The following is a 22198-nucleotide window of genomic DNA, read 5'->3' on the forward strand; positions in this document are numbered from 1 at the left end:
GCTGATGGTAATGCTGGTGTGTTGCCGGAGTTGAAGCAGCGTGTGCTGGATCTGGCGCAGGCTCACCCGCTCTACCCGGAACTCGCGAAGGTTTCCGAGTAGCAGCTTTTAAGTAAGGAAGGCCCGGAAAGCAAAAACATCGCGTTCCGGGCCTTTCGTCTCTTGTGCGAATGCCAAACAGGCCACTATCGTGCATCACCGGGGACGGGGATCATCCTATTCTCTGCCTCACCACACACATTAGGTGTGAGCATCACCTATTGCCCCAAGTTCTAAGGATGTGAACCGTCATGGCGGTTAGCGTATTCGATCTTTTCTCGGTTGGTATCGGACCTTCCTCCAGCCACACCGTGGGACCAATGCGTGCGGCGCACGCATTCATTGCCCAGGTAATTCGCGAGGGGAAGATTGAGGCACTCGAATCCCTGCGCATCGACGTGTACGGTTCGCTTGCAGCGACCGGACGCGGGCACGGGACCTTCACCGCAATCATGCTCGGGCTGGAGGGCTTCGAACCTGAAGCCATTCTCCCGGCACAGGTAGATGAGCGTCTGGCACAGATGGAATCCACCGGTATTCTTCGTCTCGGGTCTCAGCTGGAGGTGCGCAAGGACCTGAATTACAAGGTCAGTGACATGATTCAGCACCCATTGACCGTCCTGCCCCGGCACACCAATGGCGTGAAGTTCATAGCCTTGGATGCAGCAGGTGCAGAACTGCTCAACGAAACGTTCTTCTCCGTCGGCGGCGGTTTCATTGTCCGCGAAGGCACCGAAGAACGTATCGAGAAGAATATCGAAAAGAAGGTCAAGCAGCAGCCGTATCCCTTTACTACTGCTGCGCGCTTGATGGAACATACGCAGGATACCGGCAAGTCGATCGCCGAGATCATGATGGCCAATGAGGAGACCTTCCGTACCCGGGAGGAAATCCGCTCCGGCCTCGTCCATATCTACGAGGTCATGGAACAGTGCAAGGACGCGTCGCTCGAACGCACCGGCGTGCTTCCCGGAGGATTGAAGGTTCGCCGCCGCGCACCAGAATGGCACGAACGCTTGCGCAAGGAAGACAAGGATCGTGATCCGGTCTACTGGCAGGAATGGATCAACCTCGTGGCGCTGGCCGTCAATGAAGAAAACGCTTCGGGCGGTCGCGTCGTGACGGCTCCAACCAACGGCGCCGCGGGCATCATCCCTGCCGTCCTGTTCTACGCAACCCACTACGCACCAGGGGCCAAGTACTGGAACGAAGAGGAAAAGAACGACGCCGTGGTTCGCTTCCTGCTCACCGCCGGTGCCGTTGGCGTGCTGTACAAGGAACAGGCCTCGATCTCCGGTGCCGAGGTCGGCTGCCAGGGCGAAGTTGGTTCGGCTTCGTCGATGGCGGCCGGTGGGCTAGCCGAAATTCTTGGCGGTACCCCAGCCCAGGTTGAAAACGCCGCGGAAATCGCCATGGAACATAACCTTGGACTCACCTGCGACCCGATCGGCGGCCTCGTGCAGATTCCATGTATTGAACGCAACGCGATTGCCGCTTCCAAGGCGGTGAACGCGGCCAAGATGGCGTTGATGGGCGACGGCGAACACCACGTCACCTTGGACGAAGTCATCATCACCATGCGCGAGACGGGCAAGGATATGAGCGACAAGTACAAGGAAACCGCAATGGGCGGCCTGGCCGTCAACGTGGTTGAATGCTAATTCAGCACCCCGAAAAAGCGTGCGGCGGGCTCTTGCCCGCCGCACGCTTTTTCATCTGACGGATGTGATCTTGTCGCCTACGTGGCAACTATTGCCCAAGATGATGATAGAACTAAGGAGAAGGTTCTCGGGCGCACGCCCGAACGGATTCCAGGAGGTGAGCTACATGGACGACGGCTCTAGTCGATCTATGTCCACGCGACCTCCGCAAATCAGCCGCTGAGCTACACGACAATTCCTATGCAGCGGTGAGTGAGCTTTGGAGAGCCGCGCTTCAAGTCCCTCCTCCACGCATGATTCCCGCCAACGATCACTGTTGGACTTTTCACCTAGATTTCGCTAGGTGAACGCCTGCCGGTGATTCGCCCGCACCTCTGGAATGATGCGCCAATACACCGTTTGGGCTGATGACCTTGCACATTTCCAAAGAAGTAGACTTCTCTACTATTTCAACGCTGATCCAGGAGCATCTCGGCTCACCGGATTTCAACGAGCTTGCCTTCCTGCTGCGCGGGCTGAGCTTGCAGCAAACCCTCCAGCAGCTGCACCGGCTGCCGGCCAAAGACATGGCAATCGTCTACCGGCTGCTCGCCAAGGATCAAGCCCTTGGTGTTTTCCAACGCCTGGATCCTGCCATCCAGGCCGAACTTGTTGGCAGCTTGCAGCAAGACGCGGTCAGCGAAACCTTTGCCGGGATGGCAACCGATGATCGCGTGGCGCTGCTCGATGAACTACCGGCGCAGCTTGCGGCGAAACTGCTGCGAGGCCTAGCCCCGGAGCAGCGCGAGGCGGTCAACGTCCTGCTCGGGTATCGCGCTGGGGTGGTGGGGCATCTGATGAATCCTTACTTTGTCACGACCCGCCCAGAGCTGAGCGTTGCCGAAAGCTTGCAACGGGTACGAGGCCAATTGGATAGTGCAGAGAGTATCTACACGCTGGTAGTGACCGATGAAACGCGTCGCTTGCTCGGGGTAGTTTCACTGCGCGCACTGATGGCCGCCGACGAAGAACAGCGGGTATCGGAGCTGCTCACCGTTGGAGTAGGTCTGCGCGCCGAGCAGCCCGCAACCGAGGCGGCTCGCCAAGTGGTGCTTAGCAAGGAACTGCTGATCCCGGTGGTGGATTCCGAACAGCGGGTCGTCGGAGTCTTTAGCTCCACCGACGCGATCTCGATTCTGGCCGCAGCCGATGAGGAACGCGCTGCGCGCGGTTCCGGTGCCGAACCTCTGCGGCGTCCCTACCTGAGCACCGCGGTTGGTTCTCTGGTAAAAAGCCGCATTGTATGGCTGCTGGTGCTTGCCGTCGGGGCAAGCCTCACGGTCCAGGTGCTTTCGAGTTTCGAAGAAACCCTCGAGTCGATGGTGGTGCTCAGCTTATTCATTCCACTGATCGTCGGCATCGGCGGCAACACCGGAAACCAGGCGGCGACCACGGTCACCCGAGCAATTGCGATGGGCGATGTTCGCGTCGGGGACCTCGGGCGGGTCATGCTGCGTGAGCTCTGTGTGGGGCTCATCCTCGGATTATGCCTGGGAACCCTCGGATTTGCGCTGGCCGGATTCATCTTCGGCGGATCCATTGCGCTGATTATCGGGATCACGCTGGTGGCACTGTGCACGATAGCGGCAGGAGTCGGCGGCATCATGCCGATTATCGGCAAATGGCTGAAAGTCGATCCTGCGGTCTTCTCGAATCCATTCATCTCAACTTTTGTGGATGCCGCCGGGCTGATCGTGTACTTCAGCGTGGCAGTTGCCGTACTCGCAAACTAGCATGCCCCAGCTCATGGCAACTTGCCTGTTGGAATAATATCCGGGGCTACAGCGTCACACTAGATATGCCTCTAAGTAAATTGTTCACCCCAGTCACCATCCCTACGCGCAGCGGAGCGGGCCTGATGCTGCGCAACCGGGTCGTGCTGCCACCTATGTGCCAGTACGCCGTTGACAAGACAGACGGCGTGCCCACGGACTGGCAGCTAGTTCACCTCGGCTCGATGGCCCATGGCGGTTTTTCGCTGATCGTCACCGAAGCTTCGGCGGTGGTACCCGAAGGCCGGATCTCGGATCGTGACGCCGGAATCTGGAACGAGGAGCAGGTCCAATCATGGGCACGCGTCAACGAATACGTGCACGCGCACGGTGCCGCAACGGCCATCCAGCTGGCTCACGCCGGGGCGAAGGCCTCGACCTATAGCTGGCTCCAGGAGCTCGAAGCAGAGCAGAAGACCGGAAGCCTCGCCGTGTCCGAGGGAGGGTGGGACACCGTCACCTCCACGCCGAGCGAAATTTACGGTCTGAAACCAGCGAGCGGAATGACTCAAGAGCAGATCGCTGACTCCGTCCAAGCCTGGGCCGCGGCGGCGAAGCGTGCCGATGCTGCAGGTTTTGACATGATACAAATCCATGCGGCCCATGGATATTTGATTCACCAGTTCCTCTCGCCATTGTCGAATAAGCGAACCGATGAGTATGGCGGAAGCTGGGAAAACCGCACACGCTACCTTCGCGAGATCGTGCATGCGGTCGCGGCCAGCTGGCCCGAGAACAAGGCCCTGGGCATTCGCTTCTCTGGAGACGATTGGGTCGAAGCCGGCTGGCGCATCGCTGACACCATTAAATTGGCCGAGGAGCTCTACGCGGCAGGAGTGCGGGCCTTTGACCTTTCCAGCGCCGGAATCGGTGCCTTCCATGGCCCCAGCGGTCCCGGATACCAAGTCCCATTGGCCCAGGCGGTTAAGCAGGCACTGCCAGATGACGCCTTTGTGACCGCCGTGGGCGGAATTACCGAAGCCCATCAGGCCGAGCAGATATTGGTGACCGGACAGGCCGACGGCGTATGCATCGGACGGGCGGCATTGGGCGACCCGCAGTGGCCAAACCGCGCCGCGCAGGTCTTGGGGGCCAGTAAGTCGCACCCCTCGCATTACTGGCGTGGACGCTGGTAAAAAACTTAGGTCGGGTGGCTATTTGGGCTTTGCCCATGCGATCTTTTCGCTTTGCTCTTCCAGCTATCGACGCGCGGTGTTAGGTTAGTCACACGGAGCTAGTCGCACGGCGGCCAGGGGTCGCGTGCGGAAGGGAGTCAGCATGGCACTACGCGCGGATTCTAATGGAATCGACGCTTCGCTTTATCGGGAAAATGGTTCGTGGTGCACCGCTTTGGTGGATGCATCATTGGGAACCACCGCGGCGCACGAAGCAGCTGACCGATTGCCGGGGGAAGTGGCCAAACTACTGAAAAGCCAGCAGGCCAGCTCCAATGATATTGAAGCTGTGACCGGGGCTTTGGAACCGGCGAAGGGGCTTCGTGCACCGGTAGCTCGATTCATCGCAGTCCATGACGGGACGGTGGTACTCAACGAACTCATTCCCGGATTGAAGGTCGAATCCGCCGCCGTGGATGCGGGGCCATTTCCGAATTTCACCGCCCTAGCCAGGGCGCGGGGTGGGGCATTTTCCTATCTTGTGGCCGAGGTCGGGCGCGATGGCGGAGAGGTGCACCTGTACAACACCACGTCCCCGGAGCGAGTGGGCAGCCGCGGGATCGTGGGCTCACCGGAAGAAACCCACCATGCACGCAAGGTGCCAGGCGAGTATGACCAGCCGAAGAATCAGTCCGCGGCCGATGAGATGGCGCGACGCAACGCCGAGGAAGTTGCGGAACTGATCACCGAAATGTGCAAGGACACCTATATCAGGCTCATTGTGCTTTCCGGTGACGTGAAATCGCGAGAGGCCATCGCTGGGATGCTTCCGGTGGCGCTCAAGCCGTATGTCGAGGTCTTGGATGCGCACACGCGCACCGGCGGCGCGGATACCAAGCAGGTTGATGACCGCATTTCGCAGTTAGTCTCCGATACGCACGCCGAAGCGATAGCGGAGCTTGAGCAGCGGGTGTCGGCTCAGGCTGGCAACGGTCGCGCGCAACTGGCCGTAGGCCTCGCCGAGGTGGTGACAGCGCTTCAATCCGCTCAGGCAGAAGTGGTGCTCGTTGGACAGTATCAAGATGAACACACCCTGCGGGCGCTATCCGCCGAACCTTGGGTGGCCCATGAAGAGGGCGATGATCATTCGGACCTGGTCATGGGGCAGTGGCCGGCTCCAGAGGTGCTGCTTCGAGCGACGGCGTTGACGGATGCCACAATCCGTTACGTTCCCGACTCGATTCTTCCCGATGGCGTGGGCATCGCAGCCTTGCTGCGCTGGGCCAAGTCCTAAAACCGAGAAAGCTTCGCCGGTGAGAGCGCATGATGCGTGCTCACCGGCGAAGCTTTTTAGCGCCACCCTAGCTACGGGTTAGGTGCGTTATGGTCGTGGGGGTTCGCGTCCGGCTGGCTGGGATTGGGGTAGCCTTCCAGCGGTGGCTGCGCCGGAGGGTAGGCCGAACCGCTCTGCGGGGCGGGCGGAGCCCAATACGCCGGTGCCGGCGGAACCGCAGGATAGGCCGCCGGCCAAGGCTGCAACAGCTGTGGGGCACGGCGCTGCGGTGCCGGCCCGGCCGTTCTCTCGATATGCCGCCGCTTGGCCACCCAAAGCAGGATGTAGGTCACCAGCGCGGTGAATCCTATCGAAGTAAGCAGGCTAGAGAGCGACGATTGCGTGGCGTTGATATCGACCGCTCCGACGGCGGCCAGCAGGAACAAGCCCACATTGTTGATCACGTGTATTGCGATGGCCGCTTCCAAGCCGCCGGTGCGCCAGGTGAGGAATCCTGCGGCTATGGCGAAGAACGCCACATCAAGCAGCCCGTAAATATCGTATAAGTGGCCAAAGGTGAATAGCGGCACCGGAAGCAATATCGCGAACAACGGGTGTTTAAGCCAGCTGCCAATGGTTTGCATGAGCATCCCGCGGAATACGATTTCCTCCGCCGCTGCCTGGAACGGCACCAGCAGCACCACGAGCAAGGCGAAGAAGAGCGGATTCGCGGGGAGGTTCTCTGCGGGGACATTCGTCGGAGCCACGAGGCCGGCGGCCTCGATGCCTAAACTAATCCCAAAATAAATTGCGTAGAGCACGACCGCGATCCCGGTGCACAGGCCCAGCCATTTCCAGCGAATCCTGCCGGCCACGGAGATCAAGAGCCCCAGTGGTTTGGGGCCGAGCAGCAGGTAGGCGAAATACGCTACCGGGATCAATACGATCAGCGAGAGCATGGTGAAGAGGAAGACCGCAGGGTCGGCCATGTTCATGCTGTCGAAAGCCATCATCACCGGATCGGTCGGCTCGTCAAGCCGCGTCCCCAGCGAGCTGAAGAGCACGATCATGAGGCCTATGAGCAAGATGACAATTGCCACCAGGTAGAAACCCGTGGCCGTTCCCAGCAATGCCAACGGGCGCCACCACGCATATTTCGGATCCCGGCGCATCAGACGATGGAACTCGTATCGAGGTTCATCGGCGCTTGCTGCATTGGGTGTAGGCCCATTTATCTCTGGCTTGCTCATAATACAATTTTCGCCCCGAACAGGTTCTTTAGGTATGAACCTTGCGGAGGATTTGTTGGATCATCCTTTAGGGGTGTTCATTACCGGGTGTACAGGTTGGCTGACTAGACTTGGGCGCGACGAGTTCTGAAAATTCCTTTGAGGAGTACACCGCACGTGGGGCATCACCATCACGATCAGCCGATTTTGCAAGACCCGAGCCGCAGGCGCCGCGCTTCAATCATTCTGTGGGCCCTGCTCGCCCCCGTCGGGGCGCTCGCTTTGATCATGGTCATCGCGCTCTGGCCGCAGGGCAACTATGATCGCTTTGCCCTGAATGGCGCAATGGAGACAACCGGTGGCGCGAGCATGCAGGTCGGCACCGTGACCAGATCGGCGATTGAGGACTGCCCCTCGAGCATCGGGCTTGAAGATGTCGGAGGCAAGACGCTGGAATGCAACGTCACCTACCTGATGCCAGATAGTGGCGGCGCCGAAATTCAGCTGGAGATTCCGCCGGAGACGCTGCATTCCCGCGAAGCGCGTTCCGGTGACCAGATTCGATATTTGGACCTGTCAAGCGTTGACTCGGGCAGCGGCAGCCCCTATGTCTTTGTGGATTTCGTGCGCACCTTGCCGATGGCCCTGCTGGCGGTGGCTTATGGCCTGGTGGTGGTACTGGTAGCTGGCTGGCGTGGTGCTCGCGCGGTCATTGGGCTCGTTGGCGGCATCGCGTTCATGATCATCTTCATGGTGCCGGCGTTGTTGGAGGGCGGGAATCCCGTGCTGATTGCGCTGACGGGTTCGACCGCGATCATGTTCGTGGCGTTGTATTTCGCCCATGGGCTCAACGCGAAAACGTCCACCGCACTGCTCGGAACGCTCTTTGGCTTGGCGGTGACAGCCGGTTTGGCGGTGTGGCTGACCGACGCCGCGGCGCTCACCGGCGCCAATGATGAACATGCGATGACGCTCTCCACCGTGGTGCCGCAAATATCCCTGCCCGGCCTGCTGATCTGTGGCCTGCTGGTGGGCGGCATGGGTGTGTTGAACGACGTCACCATCACCCAGTCCGCAACGGTCTGGGAGTTGGCGGAGACCGCTCCGCATGCTTCGGCCAGGGAGTTGTTCTTCAAGGGCATGCGCATCGGTCGCGACCATATCGCCTCGACCGTGTATACGATTGCCTTCGCCTATGCCGGTGCGGCACTGCCGATCTTGGCCATCGCGGCATTGAGCGATCAAAGCTTCGGGACCACCCTGAGCTCGGGCTCGATGGCGGAGGAAGTCATCCGAATCCTCATAGGCTCCATCGGCTTGGTCCTCGCGATCCCGGTCACCACGGCTATCGCCGTGGTTGTCGTGAAGGCGACTGGTACCGGCGGTGCACACGGTAAAAGCAGTGTGCCGCTCGGACGGCGAGCAGCGCTAAGTGCGAATGGTTCTCAAAACTAATGTAGAATAGTTCTCAATAGCGTGATGGGTGAATGGAGACTAATAGATGAAAAACCGTGGAATGCTGGCCTCATTGGTGACGATCCCACTGACCGGCTTACTGCTGGCAGGATGCTCGGCAAATACAACCGCCGAGGCGCAGGGCACCGAGGAGCCAGCTGCCGGTGGCAAGGTTGAGGTTGTCACAACGATGAATGTGTACGGGCAGATTGCCCGGGCTGTCGGCGGCGAGCATGTAGAAGTCACCGAAATTATCACCTCCACGGCGCAGGATCCGCACTCTTACGAGCCAACCGCCCGGGACAAGCTCACCGTGTCCAAGGCCTCGATCGTCTTGGCCAACGGCGGCGGCTATGACCAATTCATGGACTCGCTGGTTTCCTCGTTGCCTGCCGAGCAAGCTGAACAGGTGCAGCTGATCCACGCTGTGGACTCCTCTCCGGTAGCGGCAGAGCACGAAGAAGGCGAAGCGCATGCCGAGCATGAGGGCGAGGAGCACGCCGAGCATGAGCATGAGGGCGAGGAGCATGCCGAGCACGAGCATGCAGAAGAAGCAGCCGATGACCATGCTGGACATGATCACGCGGAATACAACGAACATATTTGGTATGACCTGGATTCAATGGAAGCCCTCGCAGCCAGTTTGGCTACCGAGCTTGGCGAATCCGACCCAGAAAACGCCGAGACCTTCAAAGCCAACGCTGCAAGCTTCGCGGAGGGGATCGGTGGATTGCAGGAGCAGCTCGCATCCGCGAAGCTTGGCAAGCGCAGCTACGCCATGACCGAGCCGGTGCCATTCCATCTGCTCGAGGATGCAGGAATGGAAAATAAGACTCCCGCTGGACTGAGCGAAGCCGTCGAAGCCGGCGAAGGGATCGCGCCGCTGACGCTCAAGTCATTGAGCGACACACTGGATGCAGGCGAACTGGATGTGCTGGCTTATAACGTGCAGACCGAAGGGCCTGAAACTACGGCACTTCGTGCGAGCGCCGAATCCGGCAAGGTGGCGGTAGTGGACTTCCGCGAAACCATCACCGACGACTCCAGCTACCTTGAATGGATGGAGAAAAATATTAGCTCCTTGGCTTCCGCGATTGGCGAGTAGTTAAAACGTAGACTAGAGGCATGTCTCTGATTACCTCCCAAGTCAATCAAGTCGCAGGCCGTGCAAGGTCAATTTTCGCTGAACGTGCGGTGCGAACGCAGATTGCCGAGGCCAAGCAAGACTTGGATAAGGCGGAGAATGTCCTCTTTTTCGCCGAGGGTCCCGGACAGTTCTACCAACTTGGGGTTTGGCTGGAAACCTTCGAACGGTTGGCGGCGCAGGGGCAATCTGCCGGCGTAGTGGTCATGGATGCATTGACTGCCCGCGAAGTGCTCAAGGTCAGCAAATTGCCGGTTTACTTCACGCGGTCCATTGAGCAGATCGAGCGAAAGCTTACCGAGTTGGGAACCAGGACCATTTGCTACGTGAATAATTCACAGCGCAATTTCACCATGCTCCGTTTTAATGGACCGGCGCATATTCACCTGAACCACGGGGAGAGCGAAAAGGCCTCCATGGTTTCAAACCAGCTCAAGGCCTATGACTATGCCTGCGTTGCCGGCCCGGCCGCCGTGGCACGTATTTCCGAGTCAATAGCTCGTTTCGATATCAAGCACCTGGTGCAGATAGGCCGACCGCAACTGGACGCGTTGACTCCTGAAAGCCCGTCGACAAAAATTCGAGTGCTCTACGCGCCGACGTGGGAGGGCGACTCGGAGGCGATGGATTATTCCTCGGTGGTGCAGTTGGGTGAAAGCATCCTGACCCAGTTCGAGGGCGACCGCCGCTTCGAGGTGCGATTCCGTCCACATCCCAAAACCGGTGACAATTCTGCAGCGACCAAACGCGAAATCGCGGCACTACGCACCCGATTTGCCGCGGAACTTGATCCGCTGGCCGACCCGGGACAGTCATTGGTTTGGGCAGACGTCGCGATCTGCGACACCTCGGCGATGGCCTACGACGCGGTGGCGTTAAACGTTCCGCTGTTCCTGACCGGAAAACGCCCCTCGCAATTGCGTGATCGCCTACCGCAGGAGCAGCTATTGGGCTCGGCAAACGGGCTGGCGCAGCGTGTGGCCGAACTGGCCAAGGCCGGCGTATCTGGGCGACAAAAGCAACTGGCCCAGTATTTCTTCGCCACCACCTCTCCGGGAGACGCTACGAAAAAGTTGGGCCAGTTGCTGGGTTCCGTCTAGCGCTGCAGGAACACGGTATTCTGCCATTCGCGGTGAGTATCCGTGTCGTGCGAGATCAACACATGCTTGACGTTGGTGTATTCATCAAATGAATACTGGCTCATGTCCTTGCCCATGCCGGAGGACTTGTAGCCGCCGTGAGGCATCTCGGAGACGATGATGATGTGTTCATTGATCCACACGCATCCGGCCTGAATCTGCGCACTGGCACGCATGGCCCGGTTAAGGTCCTTAGTCCAAGCGCTGGCAGCCAGGCCGTACGGAGTATCGTTGGCTAGCTCGATCGCTTCCTCATCGGTTTCGAAAGGCAAGGCCACCAGCACCGGGCCAAAGACCTCGTGCTGTACGATCTCGGAATCTTGGCTGGCCCCAACAAGCAGCGTAGGACGATAGAAGTTCCCCGGGCCTTCGAGCCGGCGTCCACCGGCCAGGACGCTGGCACCGGAGCCAACCGCGCCCTGCACCATCGAGGAGACCTTCTGCAGATGGGCCGCGCTGATCAGTGCTCCCATATCGGTGTTCGGATCCTGCGGGTCACCGACCACCATGGCGTCCATCAGCTGGGCAACCCGCCGGGTGAATTTCTCGAATACCGACGAATGCACATAGGCGCGCGTGGCGGCGGTGCAGTCCTGCCCCGCATTGATCGTTGAACCGGCAACCGCCCCATGGGCTGCCGCCTCGATGTCCGCGTCGTCGAAGACCACAAATGGAGCCTTGCCACCGAGCTCCAGATGCACACGCTTTCCGGTCTCGGCCGCCATCGTCATGATCTTCAGGCCGACTTGGGTGGAACCGGTAAAGGAAGTCATGCGAACCTGCTTGTGCCTGACCAATGCCTCACCGACGCTTGCGCCGCTGCCAACCACAACGTTGATCACGCCGTCGGGCAGACCCGCATCCTTGGCGGCCTGAGCGAAGAGCAGGCTTGTTCCGGGAGTTAGCTCGCTGGGTTTGAGCACGATGGTGTTTCCGGCGGCGATGGCCGGCAGCACTTTCCAAGCGGCCATCTGCAAGGGGTAGTTCCACGGCGAGATAGAGCCAACCACGCCGATGGGCTCCCGGCGAATCATCGAGGTCGTATTACCCGCGTAATCTCCGGAAGCCAGACCCTGCAGGTTGCGTGCGGCTCCAGCAAAGAAGTTCACGTTGTCGATCGAACCGGGCACATCAAACTCGGTGGACATGCGCATGCTCTTGCCGGTCTGCGCGGTCTCCACTTCGGCCAGCACTTGTGCGTGGGATTGCAGCTCGCGGGCCAGCGCCAACAGATGATCGGACCGCTCCCCGGGAGTGAGGGCCGACCAGATCTCGAAGGCCTTCGCCGCCGCCTGGACCGCTTCGTCTACCTCGGCCACGCTCGCAGTATCAACTTCTTCGAGTTGCTCTCCGGTCGCCGGATTGATTCGAATAAGTAGCTCACCGGTACCGCGGCGCCAGGAGCCGTTGATGAATTGGTGTCCTTGTGAAAAATTGAAACCTGACATGTTCTATCGTTCCTTGGATTTGTGGATTCTTTGCGGGCTAGAGACTCAGATAGATCTTGCGCAGAGTTTTCGTGACGCGCCATTCGGTATGCATCTGGGCGTGCAGCCGCACCAGGGCACCGGGGAAAAGCTCAATTTCTTGCGCGGCGAAACCCGCGCTCTGCGCAATCTTGATATTTCCGGACCCGGAAAGCACCACGAAGTATTCGTCCGCTTCGATGTCGCGCATTGCGCCGATCGACATCTCCCAGATCCCGATGGACGTCCCGGCCAGGTCACCGACCTCGTGCACGGCGGTGCGGGTGCCGGCCGCGTCTAGTTCCAGATGCTGCGGAATTGGTTCGGCCGCTAGCGGGATGCTGGCAGCGTCAACAAGGGTGGCTAGCGGTCTGATTTCATCTGCCATTAGGAATCGAAGCCCATGCCGATCTTGTCCATGACCTTGAGGAAGGCCGGCCGTTTACCCTCATTGCGATCGGCGCTGATCAGCTGACTGGTCATGAGCTTAACCCCGACATACGCGGCGGGTTCCGGAGGGAAGGGAATCGGCTTGGTGCGAACCATTTCCAGCTCGGTGAGCTCGGTCTTTTCGCCCGAGAGCAGATCCAACATGACCTTCGCACCGAATCTTGTGGCGCCGACACCGAGTCCGGTGAATCCTGCGCAGTAGGCCACCTTGCCGCCGTGAGCCAGGTCAAAGAAGGAGAAGAAGCGTGAGCAGGTATCGATTGCCCCGCCCCAGGCGTGGGAGAACTTCACGTCCTTCAGCTGCGGGAAGTTTCCGAAAAAATGGGCTGCGAGCTTCTCGAATGTGGAGTTATTGGTGTCGTAGCTCGAGCGGACTTTGCCACCGAAATGGTAAATGGCATCGTAGCCCCCGTAGAGGATCCGGCAGTTGCCATTTTCATCTACGGTCGGTCTGGCGTAGTGGAATCTATTGTTCAGATCGGCCAGCCCGACTGGCTCTTTCCAACCCAGCGAACGGTGTTGCTCTTCGGTCAGCGGTTCGGTCATCAACGCGTAATCGTAGACGGGGATGACCCTTGCCCGGTGACGTTTGAGCAAGGAGGGGAAGACGTTGGTGGCTAAGGCCACGCGCTGGGCCCGAATGCGCCCGGCTGCCGTCAATACGAGTATTTGCCCATTGTCTTCTTTCAACTCGGCAGCGTGGGTGTGCTCGTAGATGCGCACTCCCAGCTCCCGGCAGACCCGGGCCAGTTCCCAAGCGAGTTTTGCTGGGTGCACCAGCGCCGTGGACGTTCGATCCAAGGAGCCCGCGAGGAAATCCGGGGAGTTGATGACTTCCTTGACTTGTTGGCCATCGAGATATTCGGTGCCTTCGGACTCGGCAGCTTCGGCAACCCAAGGGACCTGATGCGGCTCGGTGGCCACTTCGAGTACGCCAGCACGAGTGAACTCCACATCCATGCCATGGCGCTCGACGGTGGCTTGGAACTCATCGAGGTTTTGAGTTCCCAGCTTGCCGAGCAGAGCATTTTCCCGAGGCAAGTGGTTTTCGCCGTTGGCCTCACCGTGTACTAGTGAGGCTTCGCAGAAACCGCCATTGCGCCCCGAAGCAGCCCAGCCGATGCGTTGCCCTTCGATGAGGACCACATCCCGGTGGGGGTCTCGTTCTTTAGCTTGAAGCGCCGTCCAGAGACCGGTATATCCACCGCCGACAACGAGCAGGTCTGCCTCGATCGAACCGTCTAAAGCGTGCGTTGCATCGGGGCGGTGCTCGTTATCAAGCCAGTATGAGGTGTGCTTGGCACCGGACAGGGATTCTTTGATGTGCCCGGCCGCGGCATTTGCTTCGTGCCGGTCAAAGGTAAGGGGCAAATTCGTGCTCATTATTGGTCCTCGAGTCGTATCAGTGTGAAGTTTGCTGTGTTGGGCTACGACAGGGGAACCACGAGCGGGCACAGGATGGCAGCGGGGATCTGGTCCCCAGGGATTGCAGGCATGACGGATGCCGATTGCCGAAGGGCAGGATCGCGTTTTGCGGCAATGCGGTGCGCGGCATGATTCGATAGCCATTGGCTGGCCACGGATATCCCTCTTCTCGGAGTGCTTGCCTCGCAGTGAACGTCATTCATTACTTATCTAAGCCCGGTTTCTCGGGCAGGTCAAGGGAAAATTCAATTCTCTGTGCAGCGAAATGATGACATGAAACGGCTGAGGACCAGATCCATGATCTGATCCTCAGCGATTAATTTGCCGCGTATTGCGGTTTTGGCGTCCGACTTCGTGAACGGTTGAGTAACACGGCCGCGAAGAACATCAGCAGGAGCTCGGCGACTCCCACCACGAGCATTGGCACGGCGTGGGCAACATGTTCAGGCGCGGCGCCTGATGAGTGATGGGCGGCGCCTCCGGGGAGTCCTAGCACCATGATGATGTGCGCCAGCCCCATCAACGCGCTCATCAGCATCAGCGCCTGCGGTGACTCGCCTTTCGCCACCGCCAGCGCGCATTTTATGCACCATGCGGTCATGAGGAGCAGCACCAAGGACCAGCCAAGGTCATGCGGCGCCGCGATGAGCAGCACCAGATGGGTAGCTGACATGATGAGAGTCGCGGCCACCAGGACCCGGAGAGCCGCCGGCACGGGATTAGCTGTTCGTGGAGCAGCATCCACCGGCGGAGTCCGATGCGGTTGAGCAGCAACCGTGCTTGGCTGGTTCCGGGACGTCTAGTGCCGGTGAACGGTCAAAGAACCCTTCGGGGCGGATCTTGAATCCAACGGTGTCCACCGGCATGATTGGCCAGTCTTCGGTGCGTGGGAAATGGGTCAGCGCAAAGGTGTGCCAGAGGCTCACCGCCTCGCCGTCAATGTTCTTATCTTCCTCTATCCAAGAACCAATGCCGGCAACTCCCGGGTTCTGGTTGACGAAATCTCCGGTGGGGTAGCGCTGTGCCGCATTGCGCTGGGTAACCCAAAGGGCCTTGGAGGCAAATTCGGCACGCTTCTGCACCGAGGAGCCCTCGGCGGCAAGCAAGGTCGGCAGCCCCTGCGGCATGAGCTTGTAGCCTACCGGCTTGCCGAGGTAATTCTTCGACTCGGGATTGGTCACTACCCATGAACGTCCCGCGGCCATGTTCGCATCGCGGACCGCTTGCTGCTCGGTGGCCAGCACGGTGTGCGAACGGCTGAAGGCGTTGCCGCGCGGGTTCTCTGCGCTGATCGGCAGGCGGACGGCTTCCTCCTCGATGACCTGGCTGGGGCCGCCGTCGAGGGCGAAATCGAGGCGGGCGCCGAAGATGTGCTGGTGGAATGGTGCCCCTAGTCCCGGTGCCATTTCGGAGGCGAAGCGCTCATCGAGCATGGCGGAGGTGAAGACGACGCCGGTGGCCTTGGCCTCGAACTCGATGGTGCCGTCCAGGTAGAGGTACCAGTAGAAGCCGTAGTCGTAGTTGCCCACGGTGGTGAAGAAGCTGATCACCAGGCGACGGTTGCGCCGGGTGTACTTGACCCCCGACCAATCATCGGAGTGCTTTGCGAGAATCGAGGCATCCTCCTCGTGCATGCAAATTCCGTTGGTAATTGTTTGGGCCTCGCCGTTGGCGTCGGTGATCACCGGGGAGATGTAGTGGATCTCGCCGAGGCAGTCACAACCCAGTTCCAGCGAGTTGGCGAATCGGCCCACCAGGTATTCGCCGGTATCAAAATAGTTCTGCCAGCTGCGCACCGGAGAAGGGTCGCCGTAGGGGACCACCATTTCGGCGATGGAAGCGCGATCCAGGATGCGGCGGCGCTGCTCCTGGTCGTCAAAGGCGATGTTGTAGAGCACTAGGCCTTCGCGCATATCGAAGCCGATATCCAGCGACCATTTCTCCCACTCGACGTGGTTTCCCTCGGTTACCGTGAAGCTTGCGCCCTCGGGCTGCGTGATTTCGATCGGTCGTTGGGTGGTGCGGACCGGACCGGTGAGTTCCGGATCCGTGTAGTTTCCATGTGTTTCCGGCACCGGAACGATACCAAAATCCAGGAGCTGGTCCACGGTGCCGGCGATGGTGTCGAGGTAGACCACGAGCCCATCCACCGGGTGGGCCCAGGCGGAATCTTCGGCAAAGTCCTGGCGGAAGGCCAAGCCGCGCAGGATGCGGCGGCCGGATTCCTGCGGGTACTCGAAGACGCCGGCGGATAATGGCGCGACCCGAACCTGCTCGGGCTTCAGATTTCTTTTGGCTAGGGCCGCGGCCCACTCCTCGCTCTTGGCCAAGATCGCTTCGACCATTTCGAATTCTTCCACGAGCACCGGCAGCTGGCCGGTGGCCCCTGGATCCAGCTCCACGAGCGTTTCAATCTTCCCAGTGGAGAGGTCAAGGACTACATCCTTCGGCTCATTCTCCAGCCGGTCCATCAGCATGGCGCGGACCCTGCGCCCAGGGGCCTGCGGGTTTGGATCTTCAAGTCCCATGTAGGCAATGCGGGTGTTCTGTCCGTAAATCCCCGCGGTCACCAAGATCTTCTTGGCCGCGGCAATTTCTTCTGCAGAAAGCAGGGAGAAGTTAGTTTTTGTATCTTGCATGACAAACGCATCCTTTGGATTGATGTGAGTCGAACCACTTTTTATTCTCTGCTTGTAGAGAATACGGAAAATGGCGACTCGTGGCAATAGCGCGCCGAAGAAAACTTGTCTTAGCTAGGCTGGGTGCATGCCAAGAATTGTTGACCACAACCAGCGGCGCCGCGAGATTGTCGAAGTCACCTGGCGCTTTATTGCCAGGCAAGGCTTCGACAAGCTGAACCTGCGCGACCTGTCCGCCGCGGCTGGCTATGCCAACGGTGGATTGAAAACCTATTTTCCGAACCGCGATGCGATTCTGGTTGCGACATTCAATTACGTTGCCGACTCAACCAGTCGACGCATTGCCGAAAAGACCGCGACGCTCAAGGGCGTAGACGCGATTCGCGCCTTTGCGCTCGAGGTGCTCCCCTTGGATGAGGAGCGTCGGGACGAGGGGCGTGTTGCCGTGCATTTCTGGCATCTGGCACTCGGCGAGCCGGATTTGGCTGAGGTGAATGCGGTGGCGATGGATCGCTGGCGCACCATGCTGGACGGCTGGCTGGTCGATATCTTGGGTGATGGGCACCCGGGTGCGATGGTGGCACGTGACTCGCTGCTCAACTTCATGCTTGGTGCGCAGGGTGCGAGCGTGCTCGACGCCCGGACGAATACCGCTCAATCGCTGGTTGAGCAGCTCGAATACCAGCTGCGTGCGCTCGTGGCCCTGCCGCGATAAATATTCTTTATTCTCCGCCTGAAGAATAAAGGTGACTTTGGAGTAGAACTGCCGTACCCTCAAACGTGATGCCCGACACAACAGGGGTGCGTTCCAGAGAGGTCTCGATGTATCAGATTCAACATGTTGACTCGTTCAGCGCATGGTCCAGGCTGATCTCTGATGCCTTCGTGCAATTACGCAGCGAGCAGGTAACCGCCGGTCACTTCTCGGCCAGCCTCGGGGTCAATATGCTCGGCAACATCGGACTGATGCGAGTGAATTCCAAGGCGCACACCGTCTTGCGCACCGAGGACCTGACCTCCACCGGAGACGGGGAATTCTACAAAGTCTCTTATCAGCTCGCCGGGCACGGCCTGTTGATTCAAGATGGACGCGAAACCGTTTTAGCCCCCGGAGACTTGGCAATCTACGATACTCAGCGGCCCTACACGCTGAGCTTTGACCAGGCGGCCTCACTGATGGTGGTGCTCATTCCGCATCATCAGTTTCGGCTCTCGCGCCACCAGGTCGGCGAAATCACCGCTACTCGAATGGAAGCCGGGCATCCGCTCACCGGAACTGTTACGCCGCTGTTGCGGCATTTGGGCGAAAACCTGGCGCAGTGGGATCGATATGGTGGCGCGGGGCTTGCCCGCAATACCGTGGATCTGCTGGCGACCTCGCTGGGCGGTGTGCTATCCCATGCCCATGCGGTGGACCCACGGATTGCCCAGCGCGAACGCATTATCGAATTCATAGAGCAGCGCCTGGACGCTCCGGAGCTAACGCCCGCTTTTATTGCAGAAGCCCACTTCATCTCGGTGCGAACCCTGCATGCTCTCTTCGCGGAGGAGCCACGCAGCGTTGCCGCCCTCATCCGGCATTATCGGATGAAATACGCTGCCGAGCTTTTGAGCGACCCATTGCTGGCACAGGTGTCGGTCCAGAGCGTCGGCACGCGCGTAGGCATCGTCGATGCACCCGGATTCACCAGAGCCTTCGCCCGCGAATACGGGCTGACTCCCGGTAAATTCAGGCTCAAGGCGTTGGCCTGAGCCATCGTATGCGCGCATGGGCAAGAGCCCTGCACGCAACGGCAACGTGAATGTGAACCCCGTCATGGATCCTTGAGATATCGATAGATTGAGTGGGGAAACCAATGGGACTCGAACAACGCACCTTATCGGTGCCAGCACTGGTAGTCATGATTATCGCGGCCAGCGCACCGCTGACGGTTGTCGCCGGCGGCGTAACGACAAACTATGCGGTGACCGGCATGGATTCGGTGCCGCTGTCATTTGTCATTCTGGGAATTATCCTGTTGATCTTCAGCATCGGCTACACCGCGATGAGCCAGCATATACCTAACGCGGGCGCCTTCTACGCGTATATCGCCGGAGGCCTGGGCCAAGCCGCCGGCGTCGGCGCGGCTATGGTCGCGGTTGTCAGCTACAACCTCATGCAGATCGGCATCTATGGGCTCTTCGGGTTCGCGGCGGCTTCCTTCGCTTCCGGCCTCTTAGGCTCCACCATCCCTTGGTGGGTTATGGCGCTAGTCGCTTGGATTCTGGTCGGTGCGCTGGGTATGAACCGGGTCGATTTCTCCGTCAAAATTCTTGGATTCGTCGTCGCGCTGGAATTCCTCGTGGTCATTGTTTATGACGCGATGACCTTCGCGGTCGCTCCGGAAGCACCAGAATTCAACGCTGCATTCAACGTCGGTGACGCGATGGCGCCGGGCATGGGCGCGGTCATGGCGTTCAGCATCGCGGCATTCATGGGGTTCGAGTCTGGAACTATCTACAACGAAGAGGTCAAGGATCCAAAGCGCACGGCCCGCAGTGCCACGCTGATTGCCGTCACGATCATCGCAGTATTTTATGCCTTCTCCGCGTGGGCCGTTGCCGTGGGCGAGGGGCAGGGAAATGTCGCCGCGGCCTCGGCAGAATTCGGACCCGATCTGATCTTCGTATTCCTCGGTGCCCATGCGCCGGGCTGGTTCGTTGACATCGCTAACCTGCTGTTCATCACCAGCCTGTTCGCCGCGCTGCTTGCCTTCCACAACGTGGTGGCACGCTACTTTTACTCCATGGGCCGCGGTGGCGCCTTGCCGAAGTTCCTCGCGAAGACCTCACGCCGAACCCACGCGCCGGTCGCCGGTTCCCAGGCCCAGTCATTGCTTGCCTTGCTGGTGATCGTGGTATTTGCGGTGGTCTCCGCCGGCAAGGACCCGATATTTATCGTCTTCACCATGTTCACTTGGATGACAAACTCCGCCGCCTTCGGGCTGGTGCTGCTGATGGCGCTGACTTCATTCGCGGTGTGCGGATACTTCGCCAGGAACCGTACGGCAGATTCGGTGCTCACCCGTGTTATCGCCCCAATTGCTGCCGGGCTGGCGCTGAGCTTTGTCTTTGTCCAGATCGTCATCAACTTCGATGTTCTGATCGGCTTGGAGGAACCAGGGGCGTTGCCCTATATCTTGCAAGCAATAGTCATTGTGCCCGGTATCCTCGGCTTCCTGCTTTCTTGGTGGGTGCGAAAGATCCGGAATAAGTCTGCTCAATCTAAAATCCATGAAACAACTCTGAACTAACCAAGGGAGATCTCAATGTCATACTCCAACGCACAGGAACTGCTGTCCGCTATTCAGCCGGCTTCCGGCGGCACCGAAATCTTTGACCCGGCCACCGGAGAGCTCGTCGGCCGGGTAGCCCAAAGCAGCGTGGCAGATTTGGACGCCGCGGTGAGCGCCGCCCGAACTGCGCAGCCTGCATGGGATGCACTCGGCCACGAAGAGCGCAATCGTCTGCTGAACCTGGCCGCGGATCGCATCGAAGCCAACGCCGAGGCCTTGGCCGAGCTGCTTTCCCGGGAACAGGGCAAACCGCTAAACGGTCCCAACGCTCGCTTCGAAATTGGAGGATGCGCGGCTTGGCTGCGCGCCGCCACCGCCTATGAGGTGGAGCCGGAGGTCGTGGTGGACGACGGGGAAACCTACGCCGCCAAACACTACCGTGCCCTAGGCGTGGTCGGCGCCATTGGACCGTGGAACTGGCCGATGATGATCTCCATCTGGCAGCTGGCGCCTTCGCTGCGCATGGGCAACACCGTGGTCATGAAGCCAAGCGAATACACCCCGTTGTCGGTGCTGGCCTTGGGGCATGTCCTCAACGAGGTCTTGCCAGCGGATGTGCTGCATGTAGTGGCCGGTGGCCGTGAAGTAGGAGAGAAGCTCTCCGCCCACCCAGAGATCAATAAGATCATGTTCACCGGGTCCACCCCGACAGGAAAGGCGATCATTCGCTCTTCGGCCGACACCGTCAAGCGGCTGACCCTCGAGCTGGGTGGAAACGATGCGGGAATCGTCATGGAGGACGCCGATCCGAAGGCCTTCGCCGAGGATCTGTTCTGGGGCGCATTCATCAACACCGGCCAAACCTGTGCCGCCTTGAAGCGCCTGTACGTCCCGGAATCCATCTACGCGCAGGTCTGCCAGGCCTTGACCGAGGTGGCCGCCAAGATGCCAATGGGCGTGGGCCTTGATGAGAACAACGTCCTCGGCCCGCTGCAGAATAAGGCCCAGTATAAGATCGTCGCCGACCTGGTCCAGAGTGCGGTGGACTCCGGTGCGACGGTGCTGCTGGGGGCCGACCCGGACAGCGAAGCTGCCGGATACTTCTACCCAACCACCCTGGTGGCAGATATCGATCCGCAAAATCCTCTGGTCACCGAGGAGCAGTTCGGTCCGGCCTTGCCGATTGTCAAGGTTAAGAACGTGGAAGAAGCCATAACCCACGCTAACTCGTTGGAGACCGGACTGGGCGCTTCGGTCTGGGGCTCGGATCGCGAGCAGGCTCTTGCCGTAGCGGCACGGATCCAGGCCGGTACGGTCTGGATCAATTCGCACGGCACTATCGATCCGCGCATTCCGTTCGGCGGGGCCAAGCAGTCCGGCTATGGTTTGGAATTCGGGTTGGATGGGCTCAAGGCACTGGCTCAGCCGCAGCTGATCAAGGGCTGATAAAAAGCGCAAAGGGTCCGCAACTCCGGCAAGGAGCTGCGGACCCTTTGAAGCATGGTGCCTGCCCGCTAGCCGCGCAAGACGACCTCAACCGGTTCCATGTCTTGGCCGGACTTGTACTGGCCGTTGAACAGGGCCGAGCCCTGTTCCGTCAGTGATGCCGCGAAGCGGGTTTTGACCAGACCGAAGGCATTGGACACGGCGGTTTCGACCAGTTCGGCGATGGGCAGGCGCTCGCCGTTTTCGTTGGCGACGCTGAGCAGGACCAAATCATCGTGTTCTTCGATGCGCGGTTCGATGAGGTCCAGCTTCATCATTCCGCCATGGCCCACGAAGGAGACACGGCCGTTGAAGCGCAGCTCGCCTTCGGGGGATTCGGCGTCCACGGCGACCGGGAACGCGAGGTTATTGCCAACCTGCCACACCCCGTTGGATGCTTCGATACGGCCGTCGGGAAGCGACGAAATATAGCCCACGAAGGAAGCCTTCAGGCCCCACTCGAGGTGAGGCTGGAACGGATCACCCGCCGGTGCACCATTCATACCCATCATCGTGTTCATTCCCCTTTGCGGCTTGACGTCGCGCGCGGTGCGCAAATTAGATCCGGGGATCAGTATTGCATATACATTAG

The 22198-nt window shown here is 59.7% G+C and carries 18 protein-coding genes; 11 read left to right on the forward strand and 7 right to left on the reverse strand.

What is annotated here, in order from left to right; translation table 11 throughout:
• Window positions 1-290: 290 nt before the first annotated feature.
• The 4 genes from CQ019_RS00005 to CQ019_RS00020 all read left to right on the forward strand — a co-directional run bounded on the left by CQ019_RS00005 (window position 291) and on the right by CQ019_RS00020 (window position 5920).
• Window positions 291-1700, forward strand: coding sequence for an L-serine ammonia-lyase (locus CQ019_RS00005; RefSeq protein ID WP_105568667.1), 1410 nt, complete (start codon window positions 291-293; stop codon window positions 1698-1700).
• Between the two features lie 407 nt (window positions 1701-2107).
• Window positions 2108-3472 carry a magnesium transporter gene (gene mgtE / locus CQ019_RS00010; protein ID WP_105568668.1) on the forward strand — a complete coding sequence of 455 codons (1365 nt, stop codon included), beginning with the start codon at window positions 2108-2110 and terminating at the stop codon, window positions 3470-3472.
• Window positions 3473-3537: 65 nt separating this feature from the next.
• On the forward strand, window positions 3538-4647 hold the full coding sequence (locus tag CQ019_RS00015) for a tRNA-dihydrouridine synthase (protein WP_105553328.1): 1110 nt from the start codon (window positions 3538-3540) through the stop codon (window positions 4645-4647).
• A gap of 142 nt (window positions 4648-4789) precedes the next feature.
• Window positions 4790-5920 (forward strand): hypothetical protein, encoded by a 1131-nt coding sequence (locus CQ019_RS00020; protein ID WP_258133549.1) that lies wholly within the window; start codon window positions 4790-4792, stop codon window positions 5918-5920.
• A gap of 71 nt (window positions 5921-5991) precedes the next feature.
• Here CQ019_RS00020 and CQ019_RS00025 read toward each other — a convergent pair whose 3' ends face one another.
• Window positions 5992-7149, reverse strand: a complete 1158-nt coding sequence (locus tag CQ019_RS00025) for a CPBP family intramembrane glutamic endopeptidase (RefSeq protein ID WP_105553327.1) — start codon at window positions 7147-7149, stop codon at window positions 5992-5994.
• Window positions 7150-7305: 156 nt separating this feature from the next.
• On the opposite strand from CQ019_RS00025, the gene CQ019_RS00030 reads away from it, so the two are divergent.
• Genes CQ019_RS00030 through CQ019_RS00040 form a run of 3 tightly spaced genes read left to right on the forward strand, consistent with a single transcriptional unit; the run spans window position 7306 to window position 10827 of the window.
• Entirely contained in the window at window positions 7306-8583 is a 1278-nt protein-coding gene (locus CQ019_RS00030; protein ID WP_105553326.1) for a YibE/F family protein, read from the forward strand.
• 46 nt (window positions 8584-8629) lie between these two features.
• A complete protein-coding gene (locus CQ019_RS00035) occupies window positions 8630-9688 on the forward strand; it encodes a metal ABC transporter solute-binding protein, Zn/Mn family (protein ID WP_105553325.1) in 1059 nt (352 codons plus the stop codon).
• 20 nt (window positions 9689-9708) lie between these two features.
• Entirely contained in the window at window positions 9709-10827 is a 1119-nt protein-coding gene (locus CQ019_RS00040) for a CDP-glycerol glycerophosphotransferase family protein (RefSeq protein ID WP_105568669.1), read from the forward strand.
• Here CQ019_RS00040 and CQ019_RS00045 read toward each other — a convergent pair.
• The 5 genes from CQ019_RS00045 to CQ019_RS00065 form a co-directional block, all read right to left on the reverse strand.
• Complete coding sequence (locus CQ019_RS00045; RefSeq protein WP_105568670.1) at window positions 10824-12314, reverse strand: gamma-aminobutyraldehyde dehydrogenase; 1491 nt, start codon at window positions 12312-12314, stop codon at window positions 10824-10826. The genes CQ019_RS00040 and CQ019_RS00045 overlap by 4 nt on opposite strands.
• A 37-nt stretch (window positions 12315-12351) precedes the next feature.
• The gene (locus CQ019_RS00050; RefSeq protein ID WP_105568671.1) at window positions 12352-12720 is read right to left on the reverse strand and encodes a cupin domain-containing protein; all 369 of its coding nucleotides are present in this window, start codon (window positions 12718-12720) and stop codon (window positions 12352-12354) included.
• A complete protein-coding gene (locus CQ019_RS00055; protein WP_105568672.1) occupies window positions 12720-14165 on the reverse strand; it encodes an FAD-binding oxidoreductase in 1446 nt (481 codons plus the stop codon). Before CQ019_RS00055 ends, CQ019_RS00050 begins: the two co-directional genes overlap by 1 nt.
• 358 nt (window positions 14166-14523) lie before the next feature.
• Window positions 14524-14880 (reverse strand): hypothetical protein, encoded by a 357-nt coding sequence (locus CQ019_RS00060; protein ID WP_146113292.1) that lies wholly within the window; start codon window positions 14878-14880, stop codon window positions 14524-14526.
• A gap of 46 nt (window positions 14881-14926) precedes the next feature.
• Window positions 14927-16846 (reverse strand): primary-amine oxidase, encoded by a 1920-nt coding sequence (locus CQ019_RS00065; RefSeq protein ID WP_105553319.1) that lies wholly within the window; start codon window positions 16844-16846, stop codon window positions 14927-14929.
• Between the two features lie 127 nt (window positions 16847-16973).
• Here CQ019_RS00065 and CQ019_RS00070 point away from each other — a divergent pair, with 127 nt between their 5' ends.
• From CQ019_RS00070 to CQ019_RS00085, 4 genes are all read left to right on the forward strand, one after another.
• Window positions 16974-17561: a TetR/AcrR family transcriptional regulator gene (locus CQ019_RS00070; protein WP_105553318.1), complete on the forward strand. Its 588-nt coding sequence runs from the start codon at window positions 16974-16976 to the stop codon at window positions 17559-17561.
• A 107-nt stretch (window positions 17562-17668) separates the two neighbouring features.
• Window positions 17669-18598, forward strand: coding sequence for a helix-turn-helix domain-containing protein (locus tag CQ019_RS00075; RefSeq protein ID WP_181148203.1), 930 nt, complete (start codon window positions 17669-17671; stop codon window positions 18596-18598).
• 104 nt (window positions 18599-18702) lie between these two features.
• A complete protein-coding gene (locus CQ019_RS00080; protein WP_105568675.1) occupies window positions 18703-20139 on the forward strand; it encodes an APC family permease in 1437 nt (478 codons plus the stop codon).
• Between the two features lie 15 nt (window positions 20140-20154).
• Window positions 20155-21567 carry an aldehyde dehydrogenase family protein gene (locus CQ019_RS00085; protein WP_105553315.1) on the forward strand — a complete coding sequence of 471 codons (1413 nt, stop codon included), beginning with the start codon at window positions 20155-20157 and terminating at the stop codon, window positions 21565-21567.
• Between the two features lie 68 nt (window positions 21568-21635).
• Here CQ019_RS00085 and CQ019_RS00090 read toward each other — a convergent pair whose 3' ends face one another.
• The gene (locus tag CQ019_RS00090) at window positions 21636-22109 is read right to left on the reverse strand and encodes an HtaA domain-containing protein (protein WP_181148204.1); all 474 of its coding nucleotides are present in this window, start codon (window positions 22107-22109) and stop codon (window positions 21636-21638) included.
• Window positions 22110-22198 lie beyond the last annotated feature (89 nt).

Origin of the sequence: Arthrobacter sp. MYb229 (genome assembly GCF_002975405.1) — a bacterium.
In the GTDB taxonomy this organism is placed as follows: Bacteria; Actinomycetota; Actinomycetes; order Actinomycetales; family Micrococcaceae; genus Glutamicibacter.

Bases quoted from the DNA above. Each gene is read 5' to 3' on its own strand.
- CQ019_RS00005 (WP_105568667.1), top strand. From the start codon at position 291: ATGGCGGTTAGCGTATTCGATCTTTTCTCGGTTGGTATCGGACCTTCC.
- mgtE (WP_105568668.1), top strand. From the start codon at position 2,108: ATGACCTTGCACATTTCCAAAGAAGTAGACTTCTCTACTATTTCAACG.
- CQ019_RS00015 (WP_105553328.1), top strand. From the start codon at position 3,538: ATGCCTCTAAGTAAATTGTTCACCCCAGTCACCATCCCTACGCGCAGC.
- CQ019_RS00020 (WP_258133549.1), top strand. From the start codon at position 4,790: ATGGCACTACGCGCGGATTCTAATGGAATCGACGCTTCGCTTTATCGG.
- CQ019_RS00025 (WP_105553327.1), bottom strand. From the start codon at position 7,149: ATGAGCAAGCCAGAGATAAATGGGCCTACACCCAATGCAGCAAGCGCC.
- CQ019_RS00035 (WP_105553325.1), top strand. From the start codon at position 8,630: ATGAAAAACCGTGGAATGCTGGCCTCATTGGTGACGATCCCACTGACC.
- CQ019_RS00040 (WP_105568669.1), top strand. From the start codon at position 9,709: ATGTCTCTGATTACCTCCCAAGTCAATCAAGTCGCAGGCCGTGCAAGG.
- CQ019_RS00045 (WP_105568670.1), bottom strand. From the start codon at position 12,314: ATGTCAGGTTTCAATTTTTCACAAGGACACCAATTCATCAACGGCTCC.
- CQ019_RS00050 (WP_105568671.1), bottom strand. From the start codon at position 12,720: ATGGCAGATGAAATCAGACCGCTAGCCACCCTTGTTGACGCTGCCAGC.
- CQ019_RS00055 (WP_105568672.1), bottom strand. From the start codon at position 14,165: ATGAGCACGAATTTGCCCCTTACCTTTGACCGGCACGAAGCAAATGCC.
- CQ019_RS00060 (WP_146113292.1), bottom strand. From the start codon at position 14,880: ATGTCAGCTACCCATCTGGTGCTGCTCATCGCGGCGCCGCATGACCTT.
- CQ019_RS00065 (WP_105553319.1), bottom strand. From the start codon at position 16,846: ATGCAAGATACAAAAACTAACTTCTCCCTGCTTTCTGCAGAAGAAATT.
- CQ019_RS00070 (WP_105553318.1), top strand. From the start codon at position 16,974: ATGCCAAGAATTGTTGACCACAACCAGCGGCGCCGCGAGATTGTCGAA.
- CQ019_RS00075 (WP_181148203.1), top strand. From the start codon at position 17,669: ATGTATCAGATTCAACATGTTGACTCGTTCAGCGCATGGTCCAGGCTG.
- CQ019_RS00080 (WP_105568675.1), top strand. From the start codon at position 18,703: ATGGGACTCGAACAACGCACCTTATCGGTGCCAGCACTGGTAGTCATG.
- CQ019_RS00085 (WP_105553315.1), top strand. From the start codon at position 20,155: ATGTCATACTCCAACGCACAGGAACTGCTGTCCGCTATTCAGCCGGCT.
- CQ019_RS00090 (WP_181148204.1), bottom strand. From the start codon at position 22,109: ATGAATGGTGCACCGGCGGGTGATCCGTTCCAGCCTCACCTCGAGTGG.